The organism is Kribbella sandramycini (assembly GCF_013131805.1).
Taxonomy (GTDB): Bacteria; Actinomycetota; Actinomycetes; order Propionibacteriales; family Kribbellaceae; genus Kribbella; species Kribbella sandramycini.
In genome coordinates this window covers 1,246,709-1,267,860 of the sequence record NZ_JABJRC010000001.1, presented here as the reverse complement: position 1 = coordinate 1,267,860, position 21,152 = coordinate 1,246,709, and the positions used below count along the sequence as shown (strand labels likewise).

The 21,152-nt window shown below is 66.8% G+C and carries 16 protein-coding genes; 7 read left to right on the top strand and 9 right to left on the bottom strand.

What is annotated here, in order from left to right:
- Nucleotides 1-3: 3 nt before the first annotated feature.
- Nucleotides 4-555, bottom strand: coding sequence for a TetR/AcrR family transcriptional regulator (locus tag HPO96_RS05590; RefSeq protein ID WP_171671546.1), 552 nt, complete (start codon nucleotides 553-555; stop codon nucleotides 4-6).
- A 109-nt stretch (nucleotides 556-664) separates the two neighbouring features.
- On the opposite strand from HPO96_RS05590, the gene HPO96_RS05585 reads away from it, so the two are divergent.
- The 4 genes from HPO96_RS05585 to HPO96_RS05570 are packed head-to-tail and all read left to right on the top strand — an operon-like array spanning nucleotide 665 to nucleotide 3,190.
- Nucleotides 665-1,261 (top strand): DUF2867 domain-containing protein, encoded by a 597-nt coding sequence (locus HPO96_RS05585; RefSeq protein WP_171671545.1) that lies wholly within the window; start codon nucleotides 665-667, stop codon nucleotides 1,259-1,261.
- Nucleotides 1,262-1,266: 5 nt separating this feature from the next.
- A complete protein-coding gene (locus HPO96_RS05580) occupies nucleotides 1,267-1,749 on the top strand; it encodes a hypothetical protein (protein ID WP_171671543.1) in 483 nt (160 codons plus the stop codon).
- Nucleotides 1,746-2,462 (top strand): SDR family oxidoreductase, encoded by a 717-nt coding sequence (locus HPO96_RS05575; protein ID WP_171671541.1) that lies wholly within the window; start codon nucleotides 1,746-1,748, stop codon nucleotides 2,460-2,462. Before HPO96_RS05580 ends, HPO96_RS05575 begins: the two co-directional genes overlap by 4 nt.
- Before the next feature lie 53 nt (nucleotides 2,463-2,515).
- Nucleotides 2,516-3,190: an alpha/beta fold hydrolase gene (locus tag HPO96_RS05570; protein WP_171671539.1), complete on the top strand. Its 675-nt coding sequence runs from the start codon at nucleotides 2,516-2,518 to the stop codon at nucleotides 3,188-3,190.
- A 9-nt stretch (nucleotides 3,191-3,199) separates the two neighbouring features.
- Here the strand turns inward: HPO96_RS05570 and HPO96_RS05565 are convergent, their stop codons facing one another.
- From HPO96_RS05565 to HPO96_RS05545, 5 genes are read right to left on the bottom strand one after another with little or no spacing between them, the layout of a single operon-like run.
- Nucleotides 3,200-4,201 carry a glycoside hydrolase family protein gene (locus HPO96_RS05565; RefSeq protein ID WP_171671538.1) on the bottom strand — a complete coding sequence of 334 codons (1,002 nt, stop codon included), beginning with the start codon at nucleotides 4,199-4,201 and terminating at the stop codon, nucleotides 3,200-3,202.
- A 21-nt stretch (nucleotides 4,202-4,222) separates the two neighbouring features.
- Nucleotides 4,223-6,682 carry a hypothetical protein gene (locus HPO96_RS05560; RefSeq protein WP_171671536.1) on the bottom strand — a complete coding sequence of 820 codons (2,460 nt, stop codon included), beginning with the start codon at nucleotides 6,680-6,682 and terminating at the stop codon, nucleotides 4,223-4,225.
- A complete protein-coding gene (locus tag HPO96_RS05555) occupies nucleotides 6,679-8,130 on the bottom strand; it encodes an ABC transporter substrate-binding protein (protein WP_171671534.1) in 1,452 nt (483 codons plus the stop codon). Before HPO96_RS05555 ends, HPO96_RS05560 begins: the two co-directional genes overlap by 4 nt.
- Nucleotides 8,131-8,142: 12 nt before the next feature.
- The gene (locus HPO96_RS05550) at nucleotides 8,143-8,967 is read right to left on the bottom strand and encodes a carbohydrate ABC transporter permease (RefSeq protein WP_337796515.1); all 825 of its coding nucleotides are present in this window, start codon (nucleotides 8,965-8,967) and stop codon (nucleotides 8,143-8,145) included.
- Nucleotides 8,964-9,866, bottom strand: a complete 903-nt coding sequence (locus tag HPO96_RS05545; RefSeq protein WP_171671533.1) for an ABC transporter permease subunit — start codon at nucleotides 9,864-9,866, stop codon at nucleotides 8,964-8,966. Before HPO96_RS05545 ends, HPO96_RS05550 begins: the two co-directional genes overlap by 4 nt.
- A 125-nt stretch (nucleotides 9,867-9,991) precedes the next feature.
- Between HPO96_RS05545 and HPO96_RS05540 the strand changes: the two genes are divergently transcribed.
- Nucleotides 9,992-10,993: a LacI family DNA-binding transcriptional regulator gene (locus HPO96_RS05540; RefSeq protein WP_171671531.1), complete on the top strand. Its 1,002-nt coding sequence runs from the start codon at nucleotides 9,992-9,994 to the stop codon at nucleotides 10,991-10,993.
- 17 nt (nucleotides 10,994-11,010) lie between these two features.
- Here HPO96_RS05540 and HPO96_RS05535 read toward each other — a convergent pair whose 3' ends face one another.
- From HPO96_RS05535 to HPO96_RS05525, 3 genes are read right to left on the bottom strand one after another with little or no spacing between them, the layout of a single operon-like run.
- Entirely contained in the window at nucleotides 11,011-11,814 is an 804-nt protein-coding gene (locus HPO96_RS05535) for an ABC-2 family transporter protein (RefSeq protein ID WP_171671529.1), read from the bottom strand.
- Nucleotides 11,807-12,577 (bottom strand): ABC transporter permease, encoded by a 771-nt coding sequence (locus HPO96_RS05530; protein WP_171671528.1) that lies wholly within the window; start codon nucleotides 12,575-12,577, stop codon nucleotides 11,807-11,809. The genes HPO96_RS05535 and HPO96_RS05530 overlap by 8 nt, the downstream gene beginning before the upstream one ends.
- A gap of 56 nt (nucleotides 12,578-12,633) precedes the next feature.
- Nucleotides 12,634-13,614 carry an ABC transporter ATP-binding protein gene (locus HPO96_RS05525; RefSeq protein ID WP_202885703.1) on the bottom strand — a complete coding sequence of 327 codons (981 nt, stop codon included), beginning with the start codon at nucleotides 13,612-13,614 and terminating at the stop codon, nucleotides 12,634-12,636.
- 331 nt (nucleotides 13,615-13,945) lie between these two features.
- Between HPO96_RS05525 and HPO96_RS05520 the strand changes: the two genes are divergently transcribed.
- Entirely contained in the window at nucleotides 13,946-20,617 is a 6,672-nt protein-coding gene (locus tag HPO96_RS05520; protein WP_337796514.1) for an RHS repeat-associated core domain-containing protein, read from the top strand.
- Nucleotides 20,617-21,123 carry a hypothetical protein gene (locus HPO96_RS05515; protein ID WP_171671523.1) on the top strand — a complete coding sequence of 169 codons (507 nt, stop codon included), beginning with the start codon at nucleotides 20,617-20,619 and terminating at the stop codon, nucleotides 21,121-21,123. The genes HPO96_RS05520 and HPO96_RS05515 overlap by 1 nt, the downstream gene beginning before the upstream one ends.
- Nucleotides 21,124-21,152 lie beyond the last annotated feature (29 nt).

Sequence of the window (21,152 nt, the reverse complement as noted above, 5' to 3'; positions counted from 1 at the left end):
CGGTCAGGAGGTCTTCGGCTGCCGGGCGGGGATCTCGTTCATGGCGAACTCGAACAGCCGGCGCAGGGCTTTGCCCTTGATCGGCGGGACCGCGTGCGTGGCGCCGATGAGGGACAGGTAGATCAGCTGGCTCATCAGTTTGGCCTCGGTCGCGTCGCCGGTGTGCTGCTGCCACTGGTCGCGCAGGTATTTCATCCGGGTGTTGTCGATCCGGCGCTGCACCTCGCCGACCTCGGCGTCCTGCATCGCCCAGGCGCGGATGGCGACCTCGGGATCGGCCCGGCGATCGTTCACGACCAGGTTCATCAAGGCGTCCAGCCGGGCTCGCGGCGCGGCCCGGGCGTCGTCCACCGCCTCGACGAAGCGACTGGTGAACTCCTGCTCGTACAGATCCAGTAACGCGGTCTTGTAACCCGGCATGCTGCCGAAGTGGTGGTAGAAGGACCCCTTGGTCAGACCGAGCATGCCGACCAGACGCTCGATCGTCAGGGCCGGCACGCCCTCCTCGGTCAGGATGGTCAATCCCGCGTCCAGCCAGTCCCGCTTGCTCGCCATCGTTCCTCATTCGATCAAGGTCCATCACCGACAAGACCACATGGTATGCCAATCGATGTCGTACGCAGTGCACGGCCAACGGACCATACGTCATGGTATTGTCCGGAACATGCGTCTGCCCAAGTCCGCCCACACCGAGCAACCTTGGCGAATCCACCAGTTCACCCGCGACTTCAGGGTCGAGGACGTCTGGTCCTTCCGGGCCCCCGGCGCCGGTCCCGACGATTTTCCGGTCATGATCGAGGCGCTGAAGGCGGCCTACGACAACCGAACGGATCCGGCCGCGGTGAGGTTCCTGTTCGCCGTCCGCTGGAAGCTCGGCGGCCTGCTCGGCTGGGACGACGCCAAGGCCGGCCTCGGCAAGCGAGTCGCCTCGCTGCGCGACCGCCTCCCGGCCGACCTGGCCCAGACGATCGCGAAGGCCACACCCTGCACGGACCCGTTCGCCGAGGTCTACCAGCTCGAAACCGAAGCCGCCCGCGAGCTGGCCAACCGGACGGTCCACGACATCATGCACCTGGGTTGGGTCGCGACGGATGACGGCGGATACGAGCTGCGCATGGCGGCCCTCGTCAAACCGAACGGCATCTTCGGTCGCGCCTACATGGCCGCCATCGCACCGTTCCGATACCTGATCATCTACCCGTCGCTGACACGCCAATGGGAAGCGGCCTGGCTCAAAGCCGCCGGTAGCAGACCGAAGTAACAACGATGGAGCCGTGGGTGGTGCGCTGCGCGTGGGCGGTGCCGTGGATGATCCTGCCGACGGCGTTGTGGCGGTTGCCGTTCGCCTTCGGGTTCGGGATGGGCATGGTCGATCCGGACGCGCCACCGTGGGAGTGGTGGGCGGTGCCGTACACGGTCGGGTTGATCGTCGTGATCGAGGTGCTCGCCTTCCTCACTGTCGGCCTGGTCGAGCCTTGGGGTGAGCGGTTGCCGCGGTGGCTGCCGGTGGTCGGGGGACGGCCGGTTCGGCCGCGGGTGGTCGCTGTCGTCGCCGCACTTGGGGGTACGGCGTTGTCGGTGTTGTGGATCAGCGACGGCATCCGTTGGCTGCGGGGAGACCACGTACAGTTCAGCTCTCCATGGTGGGAGGGCCTGGCGGCCGCGTGTCTGCTGACGCACGTACTGTGGGGCCCACTGCTGCTGGTGGTGACGTTCGCCTACTGGCGCCGACATGGAGACACCAAATGACAAGCATCCTCGTGACCGGTGGCACCGGTGCGCTCGGTCGGCCCACCGTCGAACACCTCCGGGATGCCGGTCACTCGGTCCGCGTCCTCGGCCGCAAGACCGGCGCGGGATTGACCACAGGCGATCTGACGACCGGCGCCGGCGTCCGCAAAGCTGTCGAGGGCGCCGACTTGATCTTCCACCTCGCGACCGGCCTCGGACGACGAGACGTCCACCAAGCACGCACGTTGCTGGCTGCCGCACCCGCGACCCACATCGTCTTCACCTCGATCGTCGGCGTCGACCGGATCCCCTTGGCGTACTACCGCGCCAAACTCGAAGTCGAGCGACTGCTCGCCGCACGCGAGGCGCCGTCCACGATCCTGCGCGTCACCCAGTTCTACAACCTTCTCGACCGGATCTTCAGCTTGAAGATCCCCTTCGTCATCGCCCCCGCAGTGACGCTACAACCGATTGCCGTCGAGGACGTGGCCCGCCGCCTGACCGAATTGGCTGCCCAACCACTCAACGGCCGCGCCCCCGACATCGGCGGCCCCGACCAAACGCCTGTCGTGGACCTCGCCCGAGAATGGGCCGCAGCTCGCGGATCCCGCCGTCCGATCGCCCGGCTCCGCCTCCCCGGCCAGACCTTCGCCGGCTACCGCGGCGGCGCGGCCCTGGTCGACGGCCCACCCTACGGATCCACCACCTTCGCGGACTACCTCGCCTCTTAGCCGAAACTCGTGTCGAGGGGCATGGCGCGGGTTGGTGTGTCAGCCTGGCTGGCATGGGTTCACTGGTGTTGCTGCATGGGCTTGGGGCCACGGGGCGGGTATGGGACGGCTGGGCGCATCCGCGAATGGCGCCAGACTTGCCGGGTCACGGGCGGGCGGCGGCGCTGCCGCAGTACACGTTCGAGTCCATGGCAGCCGCGGTGGCCGAGGCGCTGCCGGTCCGGCGCGGGCTGGTCGTCGTCGGGCACTCGCTAGGCGGGGTGCTGGCCCTAGAGCTGGCCAGTGGGCGACACGATGTACAGGTCGACCGCGTGATCGCACTCGGCGTCAAGGTGTCGTGGACGGACGACGAGCTGGCGAAAGCAGCAGCCTTGGCGCAGAAGCCGATCACGTGGTTCGACAGCCGAGCAGATGCCGCCACGCGATACCTCAAGGTCTCCGGCCTGCAAGGACTGGTGGACCCAGCCGACGAGTCCGTCGACCAGGGCCTCCTGGAGGTCGACGGTCGCTGGCGACTGGCGATGGACCCAGCCACCTTCGGCGTCGGAGCGCCGAACATGCCCGACCTGCTCGCGGCCGCCCACGCGGACGTCGTCCTGGCCCGCGGCGAGCTCGACCCGATGAACACCGACGCCGAGCTGTCCGCACTACACGACCAAACCTTCACTCTCCCCGGCCTCGCCCACAACGCACACGTAGAGAACCCATCCGCCTTCACCAACGACTAGTCACAACTGCTACGGCAGCACGATCGGCAGGTCCAACCAGGCCAGGCCGACGTCGCGGTGGCCGTGGCCGATGTCGTCGGTGGTGGAGCCGTCGAAGTAGATGGCCAGCCGATCGCCGATCCGGAGTACGCTCGGCAGGCCGATCACCTTGGGGGACCAGCCGCTGGACTCGGCATCGACGACGACGGCCTTGTCGGCGGGATCGAACTTGGTCGGATCGGTGGACCAGTACATCCAGATCGCGTCGGTGTACTCCTGTGAGTTCTGCGGCGGCACAGGTGCTGCGTCCGGGTCGACCGCGATGTGGTTGGTGAACAAGAGCCACCGCCCGCTGGGCTCGTCGAAGTACAGGGACGAGTTCTCGATCTGTTCGGTGATCGGTAGGAGCGGTTCCGGATCGACCGTCCACGAGGTGTTGAGGTCGGTACTGCGGGCCACGCCCAGCGTGCGCCAGATCTGCCCGTCCGCGTCGGTGCAGGCTGCGCTGAACAGCATCACATATTCGTTGTCCTGGGCAACGATCGCGCCGGGGCTCGCTGTCTCGGAGTACCAGCTTCCGGCCACGACCTCGAACGGCACGACCGCGGGCTGCTTGCGCCACGGGCCACGCGGTCCGTCCGCGACCGCCTTGAGCGTCCGGTAGGGGAACGAGGGTGTCTTCAGGTAGTCGTCGGTCACGTTCGGCGTGCCCAGGTAGAACAGGTGGAACTGCTCCCCGTCGAAGTACGTCGTTCCGTACGACGCCGAAGCGGAATCGGGCTCGCCCGGCTCGCCGAGCTCCAGCACCGGGCCGTGTTTGGTCCACTCCACCCCGTCGGCGCTGGTCGCCAGGGCCGCAAGCCACCCGTCCTCGCCGGCGGCGTCGTAGTGCAGGTGGTAAACACCGGCACTCTCGAAGACCCAGACGTCCCGGGCGCCGAACTGGTCGGAAAACTCGGGCTCGCCATGCCGCAGGACGACGGTCGGCTCGAGAGCGGGCAGACGCCGAGCCGGCGGAGCGGAAGGCTGCATACCTGAAATCATCCGGCTCTCCTAGTGGAACAGCGTGACTGGACCGATCAGGCCGGTCGGGTCCAGGGTGACGTAGGCGTCGTAGCTGTTGTCGGCGGCCACCGGCGCCAGAGTGGTGGTGACATCGACGGTGAGTGTCACCGGCCGGCGGTGTGTGTGCGGAACAGAGAAGAGGTACGGGTGTGCGATCCGGACGCCCAGAGACTCGCCGTCGACAACGAGTTCGGCTGTTTCACCTGCTTCGCCGAGGTCGATGGCGGTGACGTCTGTGAGGTCGGTCAGTCGTTCATAGCGAATGGTGCCGGCGAACCCCGCCAGCCGCTCGGGGGTGTTGGCCGGGCCGAGGGAGGTGAGCGCGACCGGGCGGAACTTGCTGTCGGAGTAGGCGCGGGTGGAGACCGTCCAGCCATCCTGGGGCAGGTCCGCGCGGGCAACGCGGACGGGCAGGTCGGGGAGTGCGGCCGGTCGCCAGGTGAGGAGGCAGGACTCACTTGGGCCCAGGCGAAGGCGGACACGGTCTCCAGAGAGCTCAGGAGTCCACTCCGCCGACGCGAGAAGGTCGGTGCGGACCGGATGGCCTTCAAGGGCCGGAAGGGTGAGCCAGGTGTCGACGGTTTCGGTGATGGACTCGTTGACCAGGAACGCCTTCTCGTCGTATCTCAGGATTCTGAGCCATGGCTGCGGCTCCGAGGGAGTCCATGCGGCGGCGGTGAAGAGCTGAGCAAGGTCTGACAGCGGTACGACGTCGACGTGGTCGGTAAGCCTGGACATCAGCTCAGCCGCGGCCGCACCAGAGAACGCCTGGGGGACGGCGTCCACGAAGATCGTGCGAATGTCGAGCGCAAGGATGGTCTCCGCCAGCTCCGGTGGGATCCGTTGGGCGTAGGGAACGATCAGTAGTTCGGGTTTCACCGCAGCCAGGGAGTCGATCGGTACGACGTGCGCGTCGCGCTGCGCCTGCATCAGCACCTGCAGCACGCGCTGGAACGGCATCGCCTCGCCGGCCCACTCGGCTTCGGCGTGGTAGAGGACCATCGCGTCATTGTGATGAGTTCCGCCGGACAGCTCGGAGCACAACCGATCGGCGTACTCCCGCCAGACCGGGAAATGCGGCCACTGCGGGTTCAGGCCGCCGTTGTAGAAGTGCGGTGGGCAGTCCGGATCCCAGGTCCGCGGCGAGAAGGCGTGCGGCACCAGGAAGTTCACGCCGCGGACCGCGAGGTGGTCGGTGAGCTGCTTCATCAGCCGCAGCCCGAGGTGCCACCCGTAGGCGCCGAAGGCCTCGCACATCGCCCTTCCGGCCTTCCGCGGATCGATGTGCGCCGCGGAGGAGGCCAGCTTGGCGAGCCCCCAGTAATAGAACTCGTCGTCGTACCGCCCGAAGGTTCCCACTCGGCGGCCGTCGATCACGCCGGGCTGGACGTGCTGGACGAGGTCGATGCCGCCCATGTGCTGCCCGTTCAGCGCCCGGAAGTAGTGACCGGCGCCCCAGCCGAGCCGGGTGTGCGCACCGTTGTCCTCGACGACGTGCCCGATCATCTGTACGCCGGCGTCGTCACACCACTGCCCGAGCTCGCGCTGGAATTCCGCATAGAGTCGCGTGGCCTCGTCCATGAAGGTGTAGCGGGTCTGCGCGGTGAGCTCCGGCTCGCCGTCCCACCACAGCAAGGGCAGCCGCCGCCGCGCGTCGGCGCCCCACTGCTTCACCAGCCGCGCCCACAGCGCCGGTGAGAACGGCAGCACGTAGTCCCGCGGGTTCCCGTCCCTCACCTCGGCCGGCTGCCCGAACTGGAACTCGTACCCGGTCCCGTTGCCGAACCTGGGCTCGTCCTGGAAGAACCCAGAGATCAATCCGCCGAAGTCGGCGCCGTACCGCTCGCGGTGCGCCTCGTGCACGACCGCCAGCTGGAAGGCGGCCGCGCCCTCGGCGATCGGGTTGAGGTACTCCGCGGTCTCGTCCTCGAGTCCGCGATCGCCTTCGGTCAGGACGGCGATCCGCCATCGGCCCGGCGGCACATCCCAGTAGAGGACTCCGTCGACCACCGACGCGGTCAGGTCCACCAGGGTGTCCGAATCGATCGTGTCGACCGAGTCCCGCCGTACGGCGACCACCGCGTGCAGCGTGATCCCGTCGGGCAGCCAATGTTTGGCCGAAACGCTCGCCCCGGCCCGTGGGCCCTGGACGTCGAGCCGGTGGGCGGCCAGATGCCGCTTGACGAGGTCGGGCCGCTCGGACACGCGGCCGCTCACCCAGCCGCTCGGGAAGCGGCCGTCGTCGAAGAACCAGACCTTCAGGTCGCGCTCGCGCGCGGCGGCGAGCACCACGTCGACGTCGGACCAGTAGCGGGGGCCGAGGTAGTCGGGGTGCGGCCGCGGCTCCAGAACGAAGGCGCGAATCCCGGACGACGCGATCGCCTCGATCTCCCGGACGATCGTCTCCGGGTCCTCGCCGTGGTGCCACAGCAGTGGAGCGATGCTCACTTGGAGCTCCACTCCTCGGTCCACTTGTTGATGCTGACCTGCTCCTTGGCCCACTGCTCGTTGTCCTGCTGCGCCTGCGAGAGGTACTCCGGCAGCGTCTTGGACCCGATCAAGAACCCCGAGGTCGGGCTTTGGGCGGACTTCGCCGTCGGGGACTTGAAGGGTCCGTTGAGGGTGATCGGCGACGTGGACCAGGCCGGCGTGGCCAGGTTCTTCATGGCTGCCGGGATCTGCCCGTCCGCGATCGACGGAATGCCGCCGGTCGCGGCCAGCCAGTCGGTCGACTTCTTGCTGGTGACGAACTGCAGGAACTTCACCGCCGCGTCCCGCTTCGCGCCCTCGACATAGGCCGGGATCGAGTACGACGTACCGCCGGTGCCGATCCCGAACTGGGCCGGGGCGCCGGACGCGTACGGCGAATCGGTCTTCGCGATGGTCGGGAAGGTGACGGTGCCGTACTTGAAGCCCTTGTCGGCCAGCTCGGACGCGGACAGGTTCGTCCCCCAAGCGAAGGCGGTCTTGCCACCCGGGAACGCGATACCGCCGCTGAAGGCGCCCTGGGCCTGGACGCCGGACCAGTTCTTCGACGCGCAGGCGTCGGTCCACTGCTTCAGCGTGGTCGCGGCTCCGGCCACCGACGGCTCCTCGGTCAGCTTCAGCTCGCCACTGAGGATCGCCTTCGCCCAGCTCTTCGGCGTCGTGATCGTTGCCGTGCCTGCCTTACCGCTCGTGTCGTAGACGTTGTACTTCTGCGCGACACCCGTCAGCAGCGTCGAGTTGATCGCGGTTCCGGCCCAGCCGGGGGCGAGCACACCGTTGTCAGTGGCAACAGGCTCGATCCCCTGTGACTTCAGTGTCTGGCAGGCTTTGACGAACCCGCCGAAGGTGGCCAGCTGCGCCACGTCCACCCCGGCCTTCGCCAGGAGGTCGCTGTTGTAGTAGATACCGACCGTGATCAGGTTGAACGGAACCCAGGTGGTGGCCCCGGCGGAATCCTTGCTGGTGGCCGCGTTGTAGTAGGTCTGGTTGAAGTCGGAGATCCAGGACTTCGACCCTTCGACGTACGGGTTGGGCTTCTGCAGGTACGGTGTGAGGTCGAGCAACTGCCCGGGTTTGCCGGCCACCTGGTTGAAGATCAGCTCGGACGCGGTTCCCGCGGTCAGCTGCGTGGTGAGCGCATCGCGGAACGTGGAGAGCGGCAATACGTTGGTCTTGACGGTGATATCGGGATTCGCCTGGTGGAAGTCGGCGATCAGCTGGTCCCAGGCCTTGCCGAAGGTGCGGGTGTCACTGGTCCACTGATTCGGCCCGGACAGGGTGATCACGGTGCCGGAGCCGGAGCCGGAGCCGGACGACGGCGTACAGGCCGCGAGCGCCCCGGCCGCGAGGGCCGAGCTCAGGGCGATGGCGAGAATCTTCGCGGTGCTTGGCTTGCTGATCGCTGGCATGGCGACCCTCCTTCATTGAGATCCCGCGAGTCCGCCTTGGACACCCGCGAGGAAGTACTTGGACAACAGCACGAACACGACGACGAGCGGCACGCTGGCGAGCAGGTAGCCGGCCATCAGCGGGCCGTAGGAGATCGCGTTCTGGCCCTGGAAGTACTGCAGGCCGACCGAGACCGTGCGCATCCGGTCGTCCGAGATGACCAGCAGCGGCCAGAAGAAGTCGTTCCACACGGTGGTCAGCGTGATCAGGCTGATCGAGCCGAGCGCGGGGAACGAGAGCGGCAACGTGACATGGGTGTACATCCGGATCGCTCCGGCGCCGTCGACCCGGGCGGCGTCGTAGATCGACTGCGGGATCGCGTCGATGAAGTTGCGCATCAGGATGGTGCCCAGCACGATCCCGCCGGTCGCGTAGGGGATGACGAGGACGACGTACGTGTTGAGCAGGTTGAAGTCGCGCATCATCACGAACAGCGGGATCAGATTGGTGATCCCAGGGACTGCCATCAGCACCAGGACGAGCCCGTAGAGCAACCTCCGCCCCGGAAAGCGGTAGCGCGACAGCACGAAGCCGGACACCGAGGCGATCACCGCGGTGATCACGATCGAGATCACCGCCACCTGCACGGAGTTCAGCAGGTACGGACGGATCTGGTTCCAGGCGGTCGCGTAGTTCTCGAGGTGGAACGGCAGGTCGGGGGCCCAGAACGAACGCTCGAACTGCTGGTTCGTCTTGCCCGAGGTGATGATCATGAACAGGTACGGCGCCAGCCCGCCGAGCACCAGGAGCAGCAGGACAGCCTTGATACCGGCTTGATTGGATCGCAGGCGGCTCACATCCGGCCCCCGTCTGCCATACCGGTCTCCCGGCGGCGGTGGAGTGCGATGACGGCGCTGAAGGCCAGCGTGACCGTGAACAGCACTGCGGACAGCGCTGCGGCGTAACCCCAGTTGGCGGCCGTGAAGGCTTGGGAGATCGTCCACAGCAGCGGTACGACGGTGGCGTTGTCCGGGCCGCCCTGGGTCAGGACGTAGGCAACGAAGCCGTACTGGAAGGTGCCGACGACAACCAGGAACAACAGCACCCGGAGCTGACCGGCGATCAGCGGCAGGTCGACCCGCCAGAGTCGGCCCCAGCGGCCGAGGCCGTCCAGCGCGGCTGCCTCGAAGATCTCCCGGGGAATGTTGTTGAGCCCGGAGTAGAACACCAGGAACGGCAGGCCGCCGATGAACGGGAACCCGACGAGCAACAGCGAGATCAGCGCCGAGTTCGGCGAGCCGGTCCAGTTCTGTTGCAGGCTCTCGAGTCCGATGGCGGCCAGGACCTGGTTGAAGACACCGGTGTTGGGGTCGTAGAAGAATCCCCAGATCAGTGCGGTGACGACACCGGGAAAGGCCATCGGCACGATCAGGAGGGTGCGCATCGCGAACTGCCATCGCCGGCTCTTCAAGGTGATCAGCAGCTCCGCCGCCAGCAGCGGGAAGATCCACGTGACCAGGTTGAAGACGAAGATGACTCCGAGATTGCGGAACGAATGCCACCAGACGGCGTCCTGCAGCATCTGGCGGTAGTTGTCCGCGCCGACGAAGGTCGACCCGCTGCCCGGATTCCACTCGAAGGCCGAGTGGAAGAACGCGGAGAGCGCGGGGTAGTACGCGAACAGGCCGACCACTGCTACCAGTGGCAGCAGTGGTAGCCACGGAAGTAGCTGACGTCGAGCCCGATGGGTGGTCACGTCGGGGACCGTACTTGAAACGATACAACACTGTCCATAGGCTGATATCCCTGCAATTCTGTATCGATTCAAGCCGCCACGGCCGGTGACGTGAAACGATGCCGGGTACTCCGGAAAGAGGGTCAATGCCGAATCACGTCCGCATCCGCGACGTCGCCGAGCGCGCCGGTGTCTCGGTGTCGCTGGTCTCCACCTACCTGAACAGCCCGGACAAGGTCGGCGAGCGCAGCTCCGCCAAGATCCAGCGCGCGATCGACGACCTGCAATTCGTGCCGAACGAAGCTGCCCGGCAGCTGCGCAACGGGGTCAGCCGGATGGTCGCGTTCGTAGCGTTCGACATCGGCGACCCGTTCTTCACCGCGGTCGCCAGGGGCGCCCAGCAACGCGCGGCGGAGGCCGGCCTGCGACTGGTGCTGGCTGAAACCCGCGGCGATCAGCAGACCGAGACGGAGTACGTCGCCCTGTTCAAGGAGCAGCGCGTCCGCGGCGTACTGCTCGCTCCCGCGCACGACCCGGCGAGCTACCTGACCGGGCTACGTCGATACGGCATCGAAGCGGTTCTGATCGACCACGCGCCGGCCCCCGGCTGGCCCGCTGTCGTGGTCGGCAACCGAGCCGGTGGCCGGCTCGCAGTCGAGCATCTCCTCGATCAGGGCTGCACCCGCATCGCCGTAGCCGGCGGAACCCTGGACATTCCCCAGGTGGTGGACCGTCGGCGAGGCGCCGCAGACTCGGTCGCCGACCGCTCCGACGTCCTCTTGATGAGCTACGACTCGACGACGCGCGACGTCTCGGCCGGCCGGGAGATCGGGCACCGCCTCCTCGCATCGGCGGTCCGCCCCGACGGCGTCTTCTGCGTCAACGACTCGGTGGCCGCCGGCGTCCGCGAGACCCTCGTAGCAGCCGCAACCGACATCCCCGGCGACATCGCCATCATCGGCTACAACGACATCGCCACCGAAGCAGCAGGCTTCGAAACTCTGAGCTCGATCCGCGTCCCCGACGAGCACCTCGGCTCCACCGCAGTAGACCTACTCCTCAAATCCCTCGACCACCCCGGCTTCGCCGACCAAGTCGAGTTCACCCCCGAACTAATAATCCGAGCCAGCTCGCGCCGCACGTTGTGACCGCGTAGCGGGGGAAGTCACGAGCCGGGGCTGGAGTAGTGGCGAGACTGTCGGGTGAAGAAGAAGATCGCCGCTGCCATACCAGCCACTCCTACCGCTGGGCTGAGCCACGCCAGCCAAGTTGGGAACCAGAGTGAGTCCGTGCGCCCGGTGACGATGGCGGCCGGAATCCAGCCGACGAAGGCCAGGGGCAGGACCACGGTGAACAGGATGGACCCGAGCGTGCCGAAGATCTGCAAGGGAAAGTTTCCGTAGGTTCCGAAGACGGTGTCGATCAAGGCGGTCAGCGACTGCGTGTTCTGCAGCCGGAAGGCCAGTGCGCCGCGGGCCAGCTGGAGTGCGCCTTCGAGCATTCCGCCGGCGCCGATGGCGATGACGAGCCAGAGTGCGAGTAGTGGATGCCACGTTATCGAGGCCTTGGGCAGGGCGACCGCCAGGATCGCGGCGGCGACGATCACATCGCCGAATTGTTGCAGGTTGAAGCGGCGCGTCAGCAGTTGCAGAAACGGGCTGGTCGGGCGTAGCAGGTAACGGTCGAACTCGCCTGTGTGCACGACGAGATCGACGTCGATCACCCTTCGGAAGAAGAAGGCGTACATGCTGTGGCTCGCCATCCGGATGCCGAACAGCACCATGACTTCGGCCGGCGTCCAGCCGGCAATTGACCCGAAGGCGTTCAGCAGCACGCCGATGAAGAGAAGCTGACCGGCGTTGAAGGCCAAGGCGCCGATGACAGAGATGAAGAAATTCGCCTTGTGCTCCAGTTCTGTCAGCCAGGCGACGCGCAGCAGGATGCGGAAGTCCCGGAGGAGATCAGCCACCGTTGATCACCACCTTGCGCAGGGCGCGCCAGCTGACCAAGGCAACGATGGCGGCGGCTGCCGCCAACCAGGCGAGCTGAGTCGCGAGGACGGCCCAGAGTCTGCCGATCGGTTCCTGCCCGTGCCAGAGCTGGAGCGGGGCAAACACCTGGAGCCCGAAGGGCAGCGCATCGAGGAGTGGGCGCAGCCACGTAGGCATGAACCACAGCGGGATCAGGGCACCTGAGGCGAAGCTGGCGACAGCCCGGTAGATGTAGAACGGCCCGCGCGTGTCAGTTGTCCAGAACGCCACCATCGACACGGCGATGTTGAGCATTGCGGCGATCGACCATCCGAGTGCGGCAGTGAGGAGAAATCCGCCGAGCGCACCTGTAGACGCCGGCGGCTCCAGCCCTCCGAAGGCGAAGGCGACGGCCAGGCCGACCATGACCCCGGGGATCGCACCGACAGTCGCGCCGACAGCCTGCAGGAGGCTCTGCCCGACGACGCCGATGGGACGGATGAGATCCGTCGCAACGGTTCCCTCCCGAACCCGGTCGGGGATGGACGATAGTTGCCAGGGCAGCGCGATATGCCAGAGCAGCATCGCAATCACGGCATAGCTGACCGCGTCCGCCTCATTGATGCCCGCGACCTGGCCGTGGCCGGAATAGACGGCACGCCACACAGTCACCAGCAGGACGGTTTGCAACGCGACCGAGACCATGGAAAGCGCAAGGTTGGCCCGGAAGAAGAGCGCGTTCGTGGACCCGAGCCGAATCATGGACCACGGTGCGATCCACCGAGGTCGTTCGAGGCGTGGGGTCGGAGCCGACTGGGTCACCGCTCGGCCTCGGCGTAGATCAGGCGAACCACGTCCTCGAGCTTGGGCTCGTTGACATGCAGGTCGGCGATGTCGGCCGTCGAGGCGGCTTGGGCAATCACTGCCGCGGCGCTGGTCCGTTCCGGGTCGAAGCGAAGTGAGATCGTGCCGTCAGCGTTCTCCAGCCGATCAGCGTGCTTCGCGCCGATGTACGCCGTGTCCGCATTGGCTCCGGGTGTGATCACGACCTCGCGGAACGGCAGATAGCGGCGCTTCAGGCTGCTCAGGTCGCCGTCGTAGACAACTCGCCCACGGTCGATCAGAACGATCCGCCGGCACAGCTGCTCGATGTCGTCCATGTCATGCGTGGTGATCATCACCGTCGTCGAGTGCACGCGATTCTGCTCCGCGATGAAATCGCGGAGGGCCTGCTTGGCGACGACGTCGAGACCCACCGTCGGTTCGTCCAGGTACAACACCTGAGGGCGATGGAGCATGGCGCCCGCGAGGTCACCACGCATCCGCTGTCCCAGTGAGAGGGAACGGATCGGCGTGTCCATGAAGTCCTTGATCTGCAGGACCTCGTCGAACTCGTCGATCCGCGAGACATAGTCCGCTGCGCCGATCCGATAGAGGTCCCGGATGGTTTCCAGCGAGACGCGCAGCGGCAAATCGAACCAGAGCTGAGTCTTCTGCCCGAAAACGACCCCGATATTGTAGGCATGTTTCTTGCGATTCGCCCACGGCACCAAGCCGTTGACCGTCACCGTGCCCGAGGTCGGCACGACGATCCCGGTCAGCATCTTGATGGTCGTCGACTTGCCGGCGCCATTGGCGCCCAGGTAACCAACGATCTCACCGCGCTCGACTGCGAACCCAACCTGATCTACCGCACGGACAGTACGCCTCGGCGCCCACAGCTGCCGAACCCCAGCCAGCCGGCCAGTCGTCGGCTGCGGCTTGCGGAACTCCTTGACCAGTTCAACGACCTCGATCATCGGCACGCGTCCAACCTAGAGCAGCGCCGGCCGACCGGTACAGCTTATTGCGGAAGCGACGCCACTTCTTTGCTGCCGGCAACGACATCGCAGCCTGGGTCGGCGATCGTCACGACGGCCAGGATGCACCACTCAGGTTAAGACCGGCAGCCTTGCTGCTGTCAACTGTTCTGCAACTTGCTGCAGTTTGCGTAACGTGGCTGATCGGCGTGGCGATGGTGCGTTTGCTGGCTGCCCTCGGCGGTTGTCCCGTCGCCGAGGTTCTCCCTCCTCGGCCGGCGTGAGGCAGGTCTTTCGCATGTACGTCCTGGATCGTTCTCAGCGTGGACGGGTGCAGCGTTTCCCCCGGGTTGTTGCCGGGGTGGTGGCGTTCGCGTTGCTCGTGGCGGGTTTGGAAGCGCAGCAGGCGCAGGCCGGGCCGGTGGCCGAGCCACCACCTGTCGCGAAGGTGGCGTCGCGTCCTGATGTGATCTCTGCGGCGGTGACCGCGCGTTCACAGGGCTCGAAGGTCGAGGTCGAGTCGATGCGGACGGAGACGGCGACGACCTGGGCGAATCCGGACGGGACGATGACGACCGAGGCGCATCTGGCGCCGGTGCGTTTCAAGAACGCCGCGGGACAGTGGCGGTCGGTGAACCTGGAGCTTGCCAAGAGCGCGGATGGGGCCGTCGCGCCGCGGGGTCACAAGCTGGGGTTGCGGCTCGGTAAGCGGTCTTCGGCGTCCGGAGGGGTCTTCGCTTCGGCGGCTGCGGGGAGCGGCCGGCAGGTGGAGTGGCTGGCGCCGTGGAAGTTGCCTGAGCCGACGATCGAGAAGACCAAGGCGACGTACGCCGAGATCCAGCCGGGCGTCGACTTGACGTTGGATGCCCGCCGCAACGGGTTCGAGACCGACTTCGTCGTGAAGTCGCGTCCCACGGCCGCGCCGGTGTGGAAGTTCCCGCTGCGTACCAAGGGGCTCACGGTGCGGACGGCGAAATCGGGTGTGATCGAGTTCGTCGACCCGCGCGGCGTGGTCCAAGGCCGGATTCCGGTTGCTTACATGTGGGACGCGGCCAAGGACCAGGTCACGGGGGAGCCCGCGAACAAGGCGGTCGTGAACGTCACGGTCGAGCAGGTGTCGGCGGGGAAGGCGACTCTGGTGGTCGCGCCCGACAAGGCGTGGTTCATGGACCCGGAGCGCGAGTTCCCGGTGACGGTCGATCCGACGTACGTGTCGGGCTCGGCGTTGCCGTCGTTCGACACGTTCGTCCAGACCAGCTTCCCTTCGGATCTGTCGGCGACGACGGATCTGCGGGTGGGTAAGAACGGGACGCACCAGGAGCGGACGTTCTTCAACTTCGGCACCGGCCCGTTCCAGGGCAGGGACATCGTCGATGCGTACCTGTCGCTGTACCAGGACGGGGCGACCACCTGTACGCCGACCGCGGTGACCCTGCACGGCGCCGGAGTCGCTTCGACGGCCACCCGGTGGGACAACCAGCCGACGATCACCCCGACGGCCTCGGGGACGGCGTCGTTCGCGAAGGGGTTTTCGAGTTCGTGTGCTGCGGGCCGGGTCGGCATCCCGATGACGAGCTTGGCGCAGTACTGGTCGACCACCCAGGCCGGGACCGTCGGCGTCGCGCTGAAGGCCGGAAACGAGTCGGACCCGGCGCACTGGAAGCGGTTCAGGTCGATGGAGTCGTCGACGGACCCGTTCGTGTCGTTCACGTGGAACCGCAAGCCGAACGCGCCTGCCACGGTTGAGCCGCGGGACGCGGTCGCCTACGCCGCGCCTGGGGAGACCACCTCGTCGCTGTACTCGGCGACGCTGCGGCCGTACGTGCAGACCAAGGCAACCGATGCCGACGCGAACACGGTCAAGTACGTGTTCGAGTTCTACACCGGCTCCGGTTCGACGCTGAGCGTCAAGGGGACGTGTACGTCGCCCGTGGTCGCCTCGGGGACGACGGCCGGTTGTGCCCCGACGACGGATCTGCCCGACAACACGCTGCTGTTCATCCGGGCCAAGGCGAACGACGGCCGTCTGGACGGGCCATGGGTCGGGTTCAACCAGCGTCTGCGGACCGGCGCGGTTGTCCCGGCGCTGCCAGTGGTCTCGTGCCCGGCGCCGTACGGTAACAACACCTGGCAGGACGCCGCCCCGACGGCGGACGTGAAATGCACCATCTCCGCGACCGGCGTCGGTTACAACGCACCTGGTTATCTGCGGGTGATCATCGACGGCACGCGCCCGCCCTCGAACCCGGCCGGTGGCGCTGAGGGCAGGATCAAGATCGTTCCCTCCAGCGATCCCGCGGTCTCGAAGTGGGACGTTACGTTCCCGAAGGACAAGGTCGGCCTGCACACGATCGTCGCCCAGGCCGAAACTCCAGCCGGCCGGATGTCGACGACGAGCTTGCACTACAAGTTCGGCTGGGGTGGAACCTCGCTGACTGCCCCGACGGCCGACTCGCGCATTGCTACGGCGGACAACATCCGGGTGACGGCGTCCGGGCCGCCGAAGGGCACGGCGTCCTATGTGGAGGCTCGCGTGAAGTGGCGGGTTTCCGGCTACGGCGGCAACGACGACACCGTCGGCTGGAACGAAGACGCCTCCCTTCTGCCGGTGACCGACAACGGCGCCGGTGGCGTCACGGTCAACACGCTCTGGGACACGAACAACGCGAAGATCGACGCGCACCTGGACTCCAACCCGGACCAGGAAGGCATTCAGCCGACCACCTTGAACGATCGGGTGCCGGTGAAGCTCGACGTTCAGGTGTGCTTCAAGTACGGCGGCGCCGAACAGTGCACCTGGTCGCAGACTCCGGACACCACGATCCAGCGCGTCCCGCACGCCTTCGGCAACGGCTACCCGACCTCGGAGGCCGGGCCAGGTCAGGTCGCGTTGTGGACCGGCGAGTTCAACCTGTCGGCCAGCGACATCTCGGTCCCGGGGTACAGCGGCGACCTGTCGATCTCGCGCTCGCACATGACGATCCAGTCGCCGAACAATGCCGTCACCGGCGTCTTCGGTGAGGAATGGACCGCGCAGTTCGACGGCGCGGACGCCGGTGCGGCCGGCCTGCAGGTCATCGACTCCACCCGCCTGGACGGCACCTTGGTGCTGGTCGACGACGACGGCTCGACGCTGATCTACGAGTCGCCGACCGGCGACCGGCGTACCAAGGCCGATCTGGACCAGGGGACCTGGGTTCCGGCCGACACGGACACCACCACCGCCGCATCGAAGCTCAAGGTGAGCGGGACCGGCGCCAACGCCGTCGTGTCCTACATCGAGGACGACGGCACGATCACGACCTGGACCAGCCCGACGGCGCCGTCCGCCGCGACGGACAAGACGTTCCGCGCCGAGGGGATCTCCGAGCCGGGCGTCGCGGGCAAGACGACGTTCTCCTACGACAGCGGCGGCCGCCCGACGCGCATTCTCGCGCCGGCCGCGCCCGGCGTGACCTGCGGCGCCTATGTCCCGGGCACGCCGCTGAGCGGGATGAACCCCGGCTGCCGCGCCCTGCACTTCGACTACACCGCCATCGACGGGTCGAAGTGGCGGATGAGCGGCGCCTGGCTCGACATCTACAACCCGGACAAGACCGGCACGAACAAGATGGACTCGATCAAGGTCGCGGCCTACACCTACGACGCCAACGGCCGCCTGCTCAAGGTCACCGACCCCCGGTCGAACCTGTCCACGGAGTACACCTACAACGCCGCCGCCGACATCGCGACCGTCAAGCCGGCCGGCCAGATCCCGTTCCAGCTCAACTACGTCAGCGTCGGCGACCGCCCGAAACTGGACACGGTCACCCGCGAGCGCCCGGCCGGCGATCCCACCGGTGGGACGGCGACCCTGGGCAAGTACATCTACGACGTATCACTGTCCGGCGATGGACTTCCCGACCTGAGCGCAGGATCGGTCGCACGCTGGAACCAGAAGTCCGCACCTGTTCGCGGTGTCGCGGTCTTCGGCCCGGATCACGCTGTCTCCGGCGTGCCCGGCTCCGCGGACTGGCAGTACGCCGACCTGCAGTACGTCGACGCGGCCGGCTACACGGTCAACACGGCGAAGTACGGCGCGGGTGACTGGCAATACACCTCGACCGACTACGACGATCAAGGCAACACGATCCGCGAACTCGACGAGCGCGCACTGCGGACCGTGCTCGACGGCAATCTGGACGCCGGCGCCACTGTCGATCAGCTCGCGACGGTCACCGTCTACAACCCCGAGATCAAGAATGCCGCTGGCGATACGGTCCTCACCCCGGCCGGAACCCTCGTCACCGACACCTACGGACCCACGCGCTACGCGGCGCTCAAGAACGGCACGATCGCGTTCGTCCGGCCGCACAAGCACACGACCTACGACGAAGGCGCTCCGAACTCCGGCATCAACCCGGACACGTCGTTGCCCTACCGGCTTGCCACCAAGGAAACCTCCTACGCGCACGACCCCGGCACCGGCACCGACCTGGAGCTCACCAGCCAGTCGCTCACCGACTACGGTGCGTCGGTCACAGGTGATGCGGACGGGTGGGCGCGCAGCCTGCCCGGCAAGACCATCAACGACGTCGACCTGGACGGAACCAGCAGTTCCGCCGACATCGTGAACCTCATCCGCTACGACGCCGAAGGCAAGATCTTCGAGACACGCCAGCCCGCCTCGAACGGCGCCGATGCCGGAACCCGGAAAACCGTCTACTACACGACCGCGGCGAACTCGTCGTTCGCCGGGTGCGGTGGGAAGCCGGAATGGGCCGGCCTGGTCTGCACGACGTACCCCGCGGCCCAGCCGACCCAGGCCTCAGGCGGTAGCACCCCTACGCTGCCGTCGATGACCACGATCGGGTTCACCTACCTGCTGGCACCGAAAACGACAGTGGAGACGTCAGGTCCGGTAACCCGGACGACAACCACGAGCTACCTGCTCGACGGCCGCGCCTTGTCGTCGAAGACCACTGTTGCCGGGCTGCCGGGCTCGGCCCCGAACACCGAAAAGGTCACTGCCTACGACTCCGCGACCGGTCAGCCGACCGTGGTCACCGCGAAGAACCTCGACGGTTCCACGGCCGGCACGATCACCACCGGCTACGACACCTGGGGACGCCAGACCACCTACCAGCCGTCGGGTGACGCGGTCACCACGACCGTGTACGACGCAGCCGGATCGGTTGCGACCGTCACGGATGCCAACGGCTCGACGACGTACACCTACGACGGGACCGACGCGAACAACAAGCAAGAGCGCCGCGGCGTACCGACCAGGATCGAGGTCACGACCGCCGGGACCACCTGGACCTCCACCGGGGCCTACGACGCCAACGGCTCCATGACCATTCAGAAACTGCCCGGTGGCATCGCGCGTCATCACGACATCGACAGCGCCGGCGAACCTACGAGTCTGCGCTACACCGGACCCGTCACCGTCACCAACGCCGACGGCACCAGTAGCACCGACCCGAACGGCCCTTGGCTGTCTTGGTCGCTCGAGAACGACACAGCCGGCCGGATCACCCACGAGTGGACTCCCGACGGCGCTGCCTTCACCACCGCGGCCGGCGGTGCGCTTCCGTACGATCGCCGCTACAGCTACGACCAGGCAGGCCGGCTGACCACTGTGAACGACCGAACCGCCACCGCTCCTGGCGTCGATGTCACCGACCCGGCCGAAGCACCTGCCTGTGTCACCCGAACCTATGGATTCGATCGCAACGACAACCGGCTTTCGAAAGCGACCGCACCAGCCGCCGCCGACGGCTCCTGCGCCACCGCCGGCGCGACAGTCGTCACCCGAGCCTTCGACACTGCCGACCGCCCGGTCAGCGGGGCAGGCGGCGCCGGTACCTACAGCTACGACCCGCTCGGTCGCACAACCACCCTGCCCGCAGCCGACGCACCCAGGCCGGCCGAGGGTGACATCACCCTGGCCTACTACGACAACGACCTCGCCCGATCCATCACCCAAAACGGGTCGACCACGACCTTCACCCTCGACGCCGCCGACCGCCGCGGCACCGAAACCGTGACCGCCGGCTCCGCCACAACCAGCACCGTGCGTCACTACACCGACGCTTCCGACAATCCGACCTGGGTCAGCCAAGGCACCACAACCCAGCGCTACGCCGAACTCATCGGCGATGATCTGTCCCTGTCCATCGACAAGACCGGCGCCGCAGATCTGGCCATTGCCAATCCTCATGGCGATGTCGTCACCACCATCAATCTCGACACCCCCGCGGCCACCGCTGATTCCATCACCGGCTGGAACAACTACGACGAGTACGGCAACGCCACCAACGCGACCCAGAGCGCCGGCCCCGTCAACTACGGCTGGCTCGGCGCCAAACAACGTGCCACCTCCAGTTCAGGCCTGCTGCTCATGGGAGTCCGCCTCTACAGCCCCAGCACCGGACTCTTCACCTCCGTCGACCCCGTCGTCGGCGGCAACGCCAACGCCTACAACTACCCGAGCGATCCGATCAACAGCTTCGACCTGGACGGCCGTTGGGGCTGGTTGAAACGCCGCTGGGAGTCGGCACGCAGTACTGCCTCGTCGGCTTGGGGCGGTGTGAAGCGAGGCGCTCGGTCCGCGTGGAACGCCAGCGGTCGGGCCTCCCGCTGGCTGACCGGCGACAGCAAGTGGGCCAAGCGTATTCGCAACGGCTGTAAGTTCACCTGGGGAGCTGTCGGAGCGGTCTGTAGTGGCGTCTACACTGCTGCCTACCTCCGGGCTGGGGGGAAGAACGGGTGGAAGAACGCTGTTGGGGAGGCGTTGGGTTTTGCCATCGGAGGGGGTACCGCGAAGTTGGCCATGGGTGGTTTCAAGCGGGCCTGGCGACATTCTTCGAGGAACTCCCGGGGCCGGTGGAAGGTTCGCGGCTGGCATCACCGCTCCAACAAGGGAGCGCGGCGAGCGTTCCATTACGTTTCCGAGGCGACTGGATTGAGCGTCCAGCAAGTCGGCGGCTATTACTACAACCGGCGAATGGGTATCGATTGATGGGTGTCTTCGCTGCGGCGGTGATCGCGGTCGCCGGTGTTGCTCTCACGGCGGCACAGCTGTTCAATCTGCTCGATCGTCGTATTCGTCGCCGCACCAGTGTCGCCGGCCTCGGCGTAGCGTCGGCAGCGTTCCTCACCGCCGCGGTCACCGGTACCGCGGCGGTGGCCGCCCAAGGATTCTTCGTGTGGTTCATCGGAGCGATCGTCATCACGAACAAGTGGGCCTCCGAGATCCAGGGCGACATTGCCGGGCGGGAGCTGGAGGAGCGGCCGAGTCTGCTGCGAAGCCGGCTCCTGCCGGCGGATCTGCGCGCGAGACTGGATGTGGTCTGGCACCTCCGCTACCGCCAGAAGATGTTCCGCGACCCTTGGTCGCGCAGAGGAATAGTAAAGATCTCGCAGCCCTTACCCGCGCGCCTCATGGACGCAGAAACCATCGCGACGCTCGAATCAGTAAGAATCGAGGAAGCAGAAGCCGACCGCCTGGCCGACCTGGAGGACTAACCAGCTCCGGTCACTTGTCAGATGGCGCC

Excerpts from the sequence above, each read along its gene's own strand:
- HPO96_RS05575 (WP_171671541.1), top strand. The coding sequence starts at position 1,746 with ATGACAAGCATCCTCGTGACCGGTGGCACCGGTGCGCTCGGTCGGCCC.
- HPO96_RS05580 (WP_171671543.1), top strand. The coding sequence starts at position 1,267 with ATGGAGCCGTGGGTGGTGCGCTGCGCGTGGGCGGTGCCGTGGATGATC.
- HPO96_RS05570 (WP_171671539.1), top strand. The coding sequence starts at position 2,516 with ATGGGTTCACTGGTGTTGCTGCATGGGCTTGGGGCCACGGGGCGGGTA.
- HPO96_RS05540 (WP_171671531.1), top strand. The coding sequence starts at position 9,992 with ATGCCGAATCACGTCCGCATCCGCGACGTCGCCGAGCGCGCCGGTGTC.
- HPO96_RS05555 (WP_171671534.1), bottom strand. The coding sequence starts at position 8,130 with ATGCCAGCGATCAGCAAGCCAAGCACCGCGAAGATTCTCGCCATCGCC.
- HPO96_RS05515 (WP_171671523.1), top strand. The coding sequence starts at position 20,617 with ATGGGTGTCTTCGCTGCGGCGGTGATCGCGGTCGCCGGTGTTGCTCTC.
- HPO96_RS05590 (WP_171671546.1), bottom strand. The coding sequence starts at position 555 with ATGGCGAGCAAGCGGGACTGGCTGGACGCGGGATTGACCATCCTGACC.
- HPO96_RS05525 (WP_202885703.1), bottom strand. The coding sequence starts at position 13,614 with ATGATCGAGGTCGTTGAACTGGTCAAGGAGTTCCGCAAGCCGCAGCCG.
- HPO96_RS05530 (WP_171671528.1), bottom strand. The coding sequence starts at position 12,577 with ATGATTCGGCTCGGGTCCACGAACGCGCTCTTCTTCCGGGCCAACCTT.
- HPO96_RS05585 (WP_171671545.1), top strand. The coding sequence starts at position 665 with ATGCGTCTGCCCAAGTCCGCCCACACCGAGCAACCTTGGCGAATCCAC.
- HPO96_RS05565 (WP_171671538.1), bottom strand. The coding sequence starts at position 4,201 with ATGCAGCCTTCCGCTCCGCCGGCTCGGCGTCTGCCCGCTCTCGAGCCG.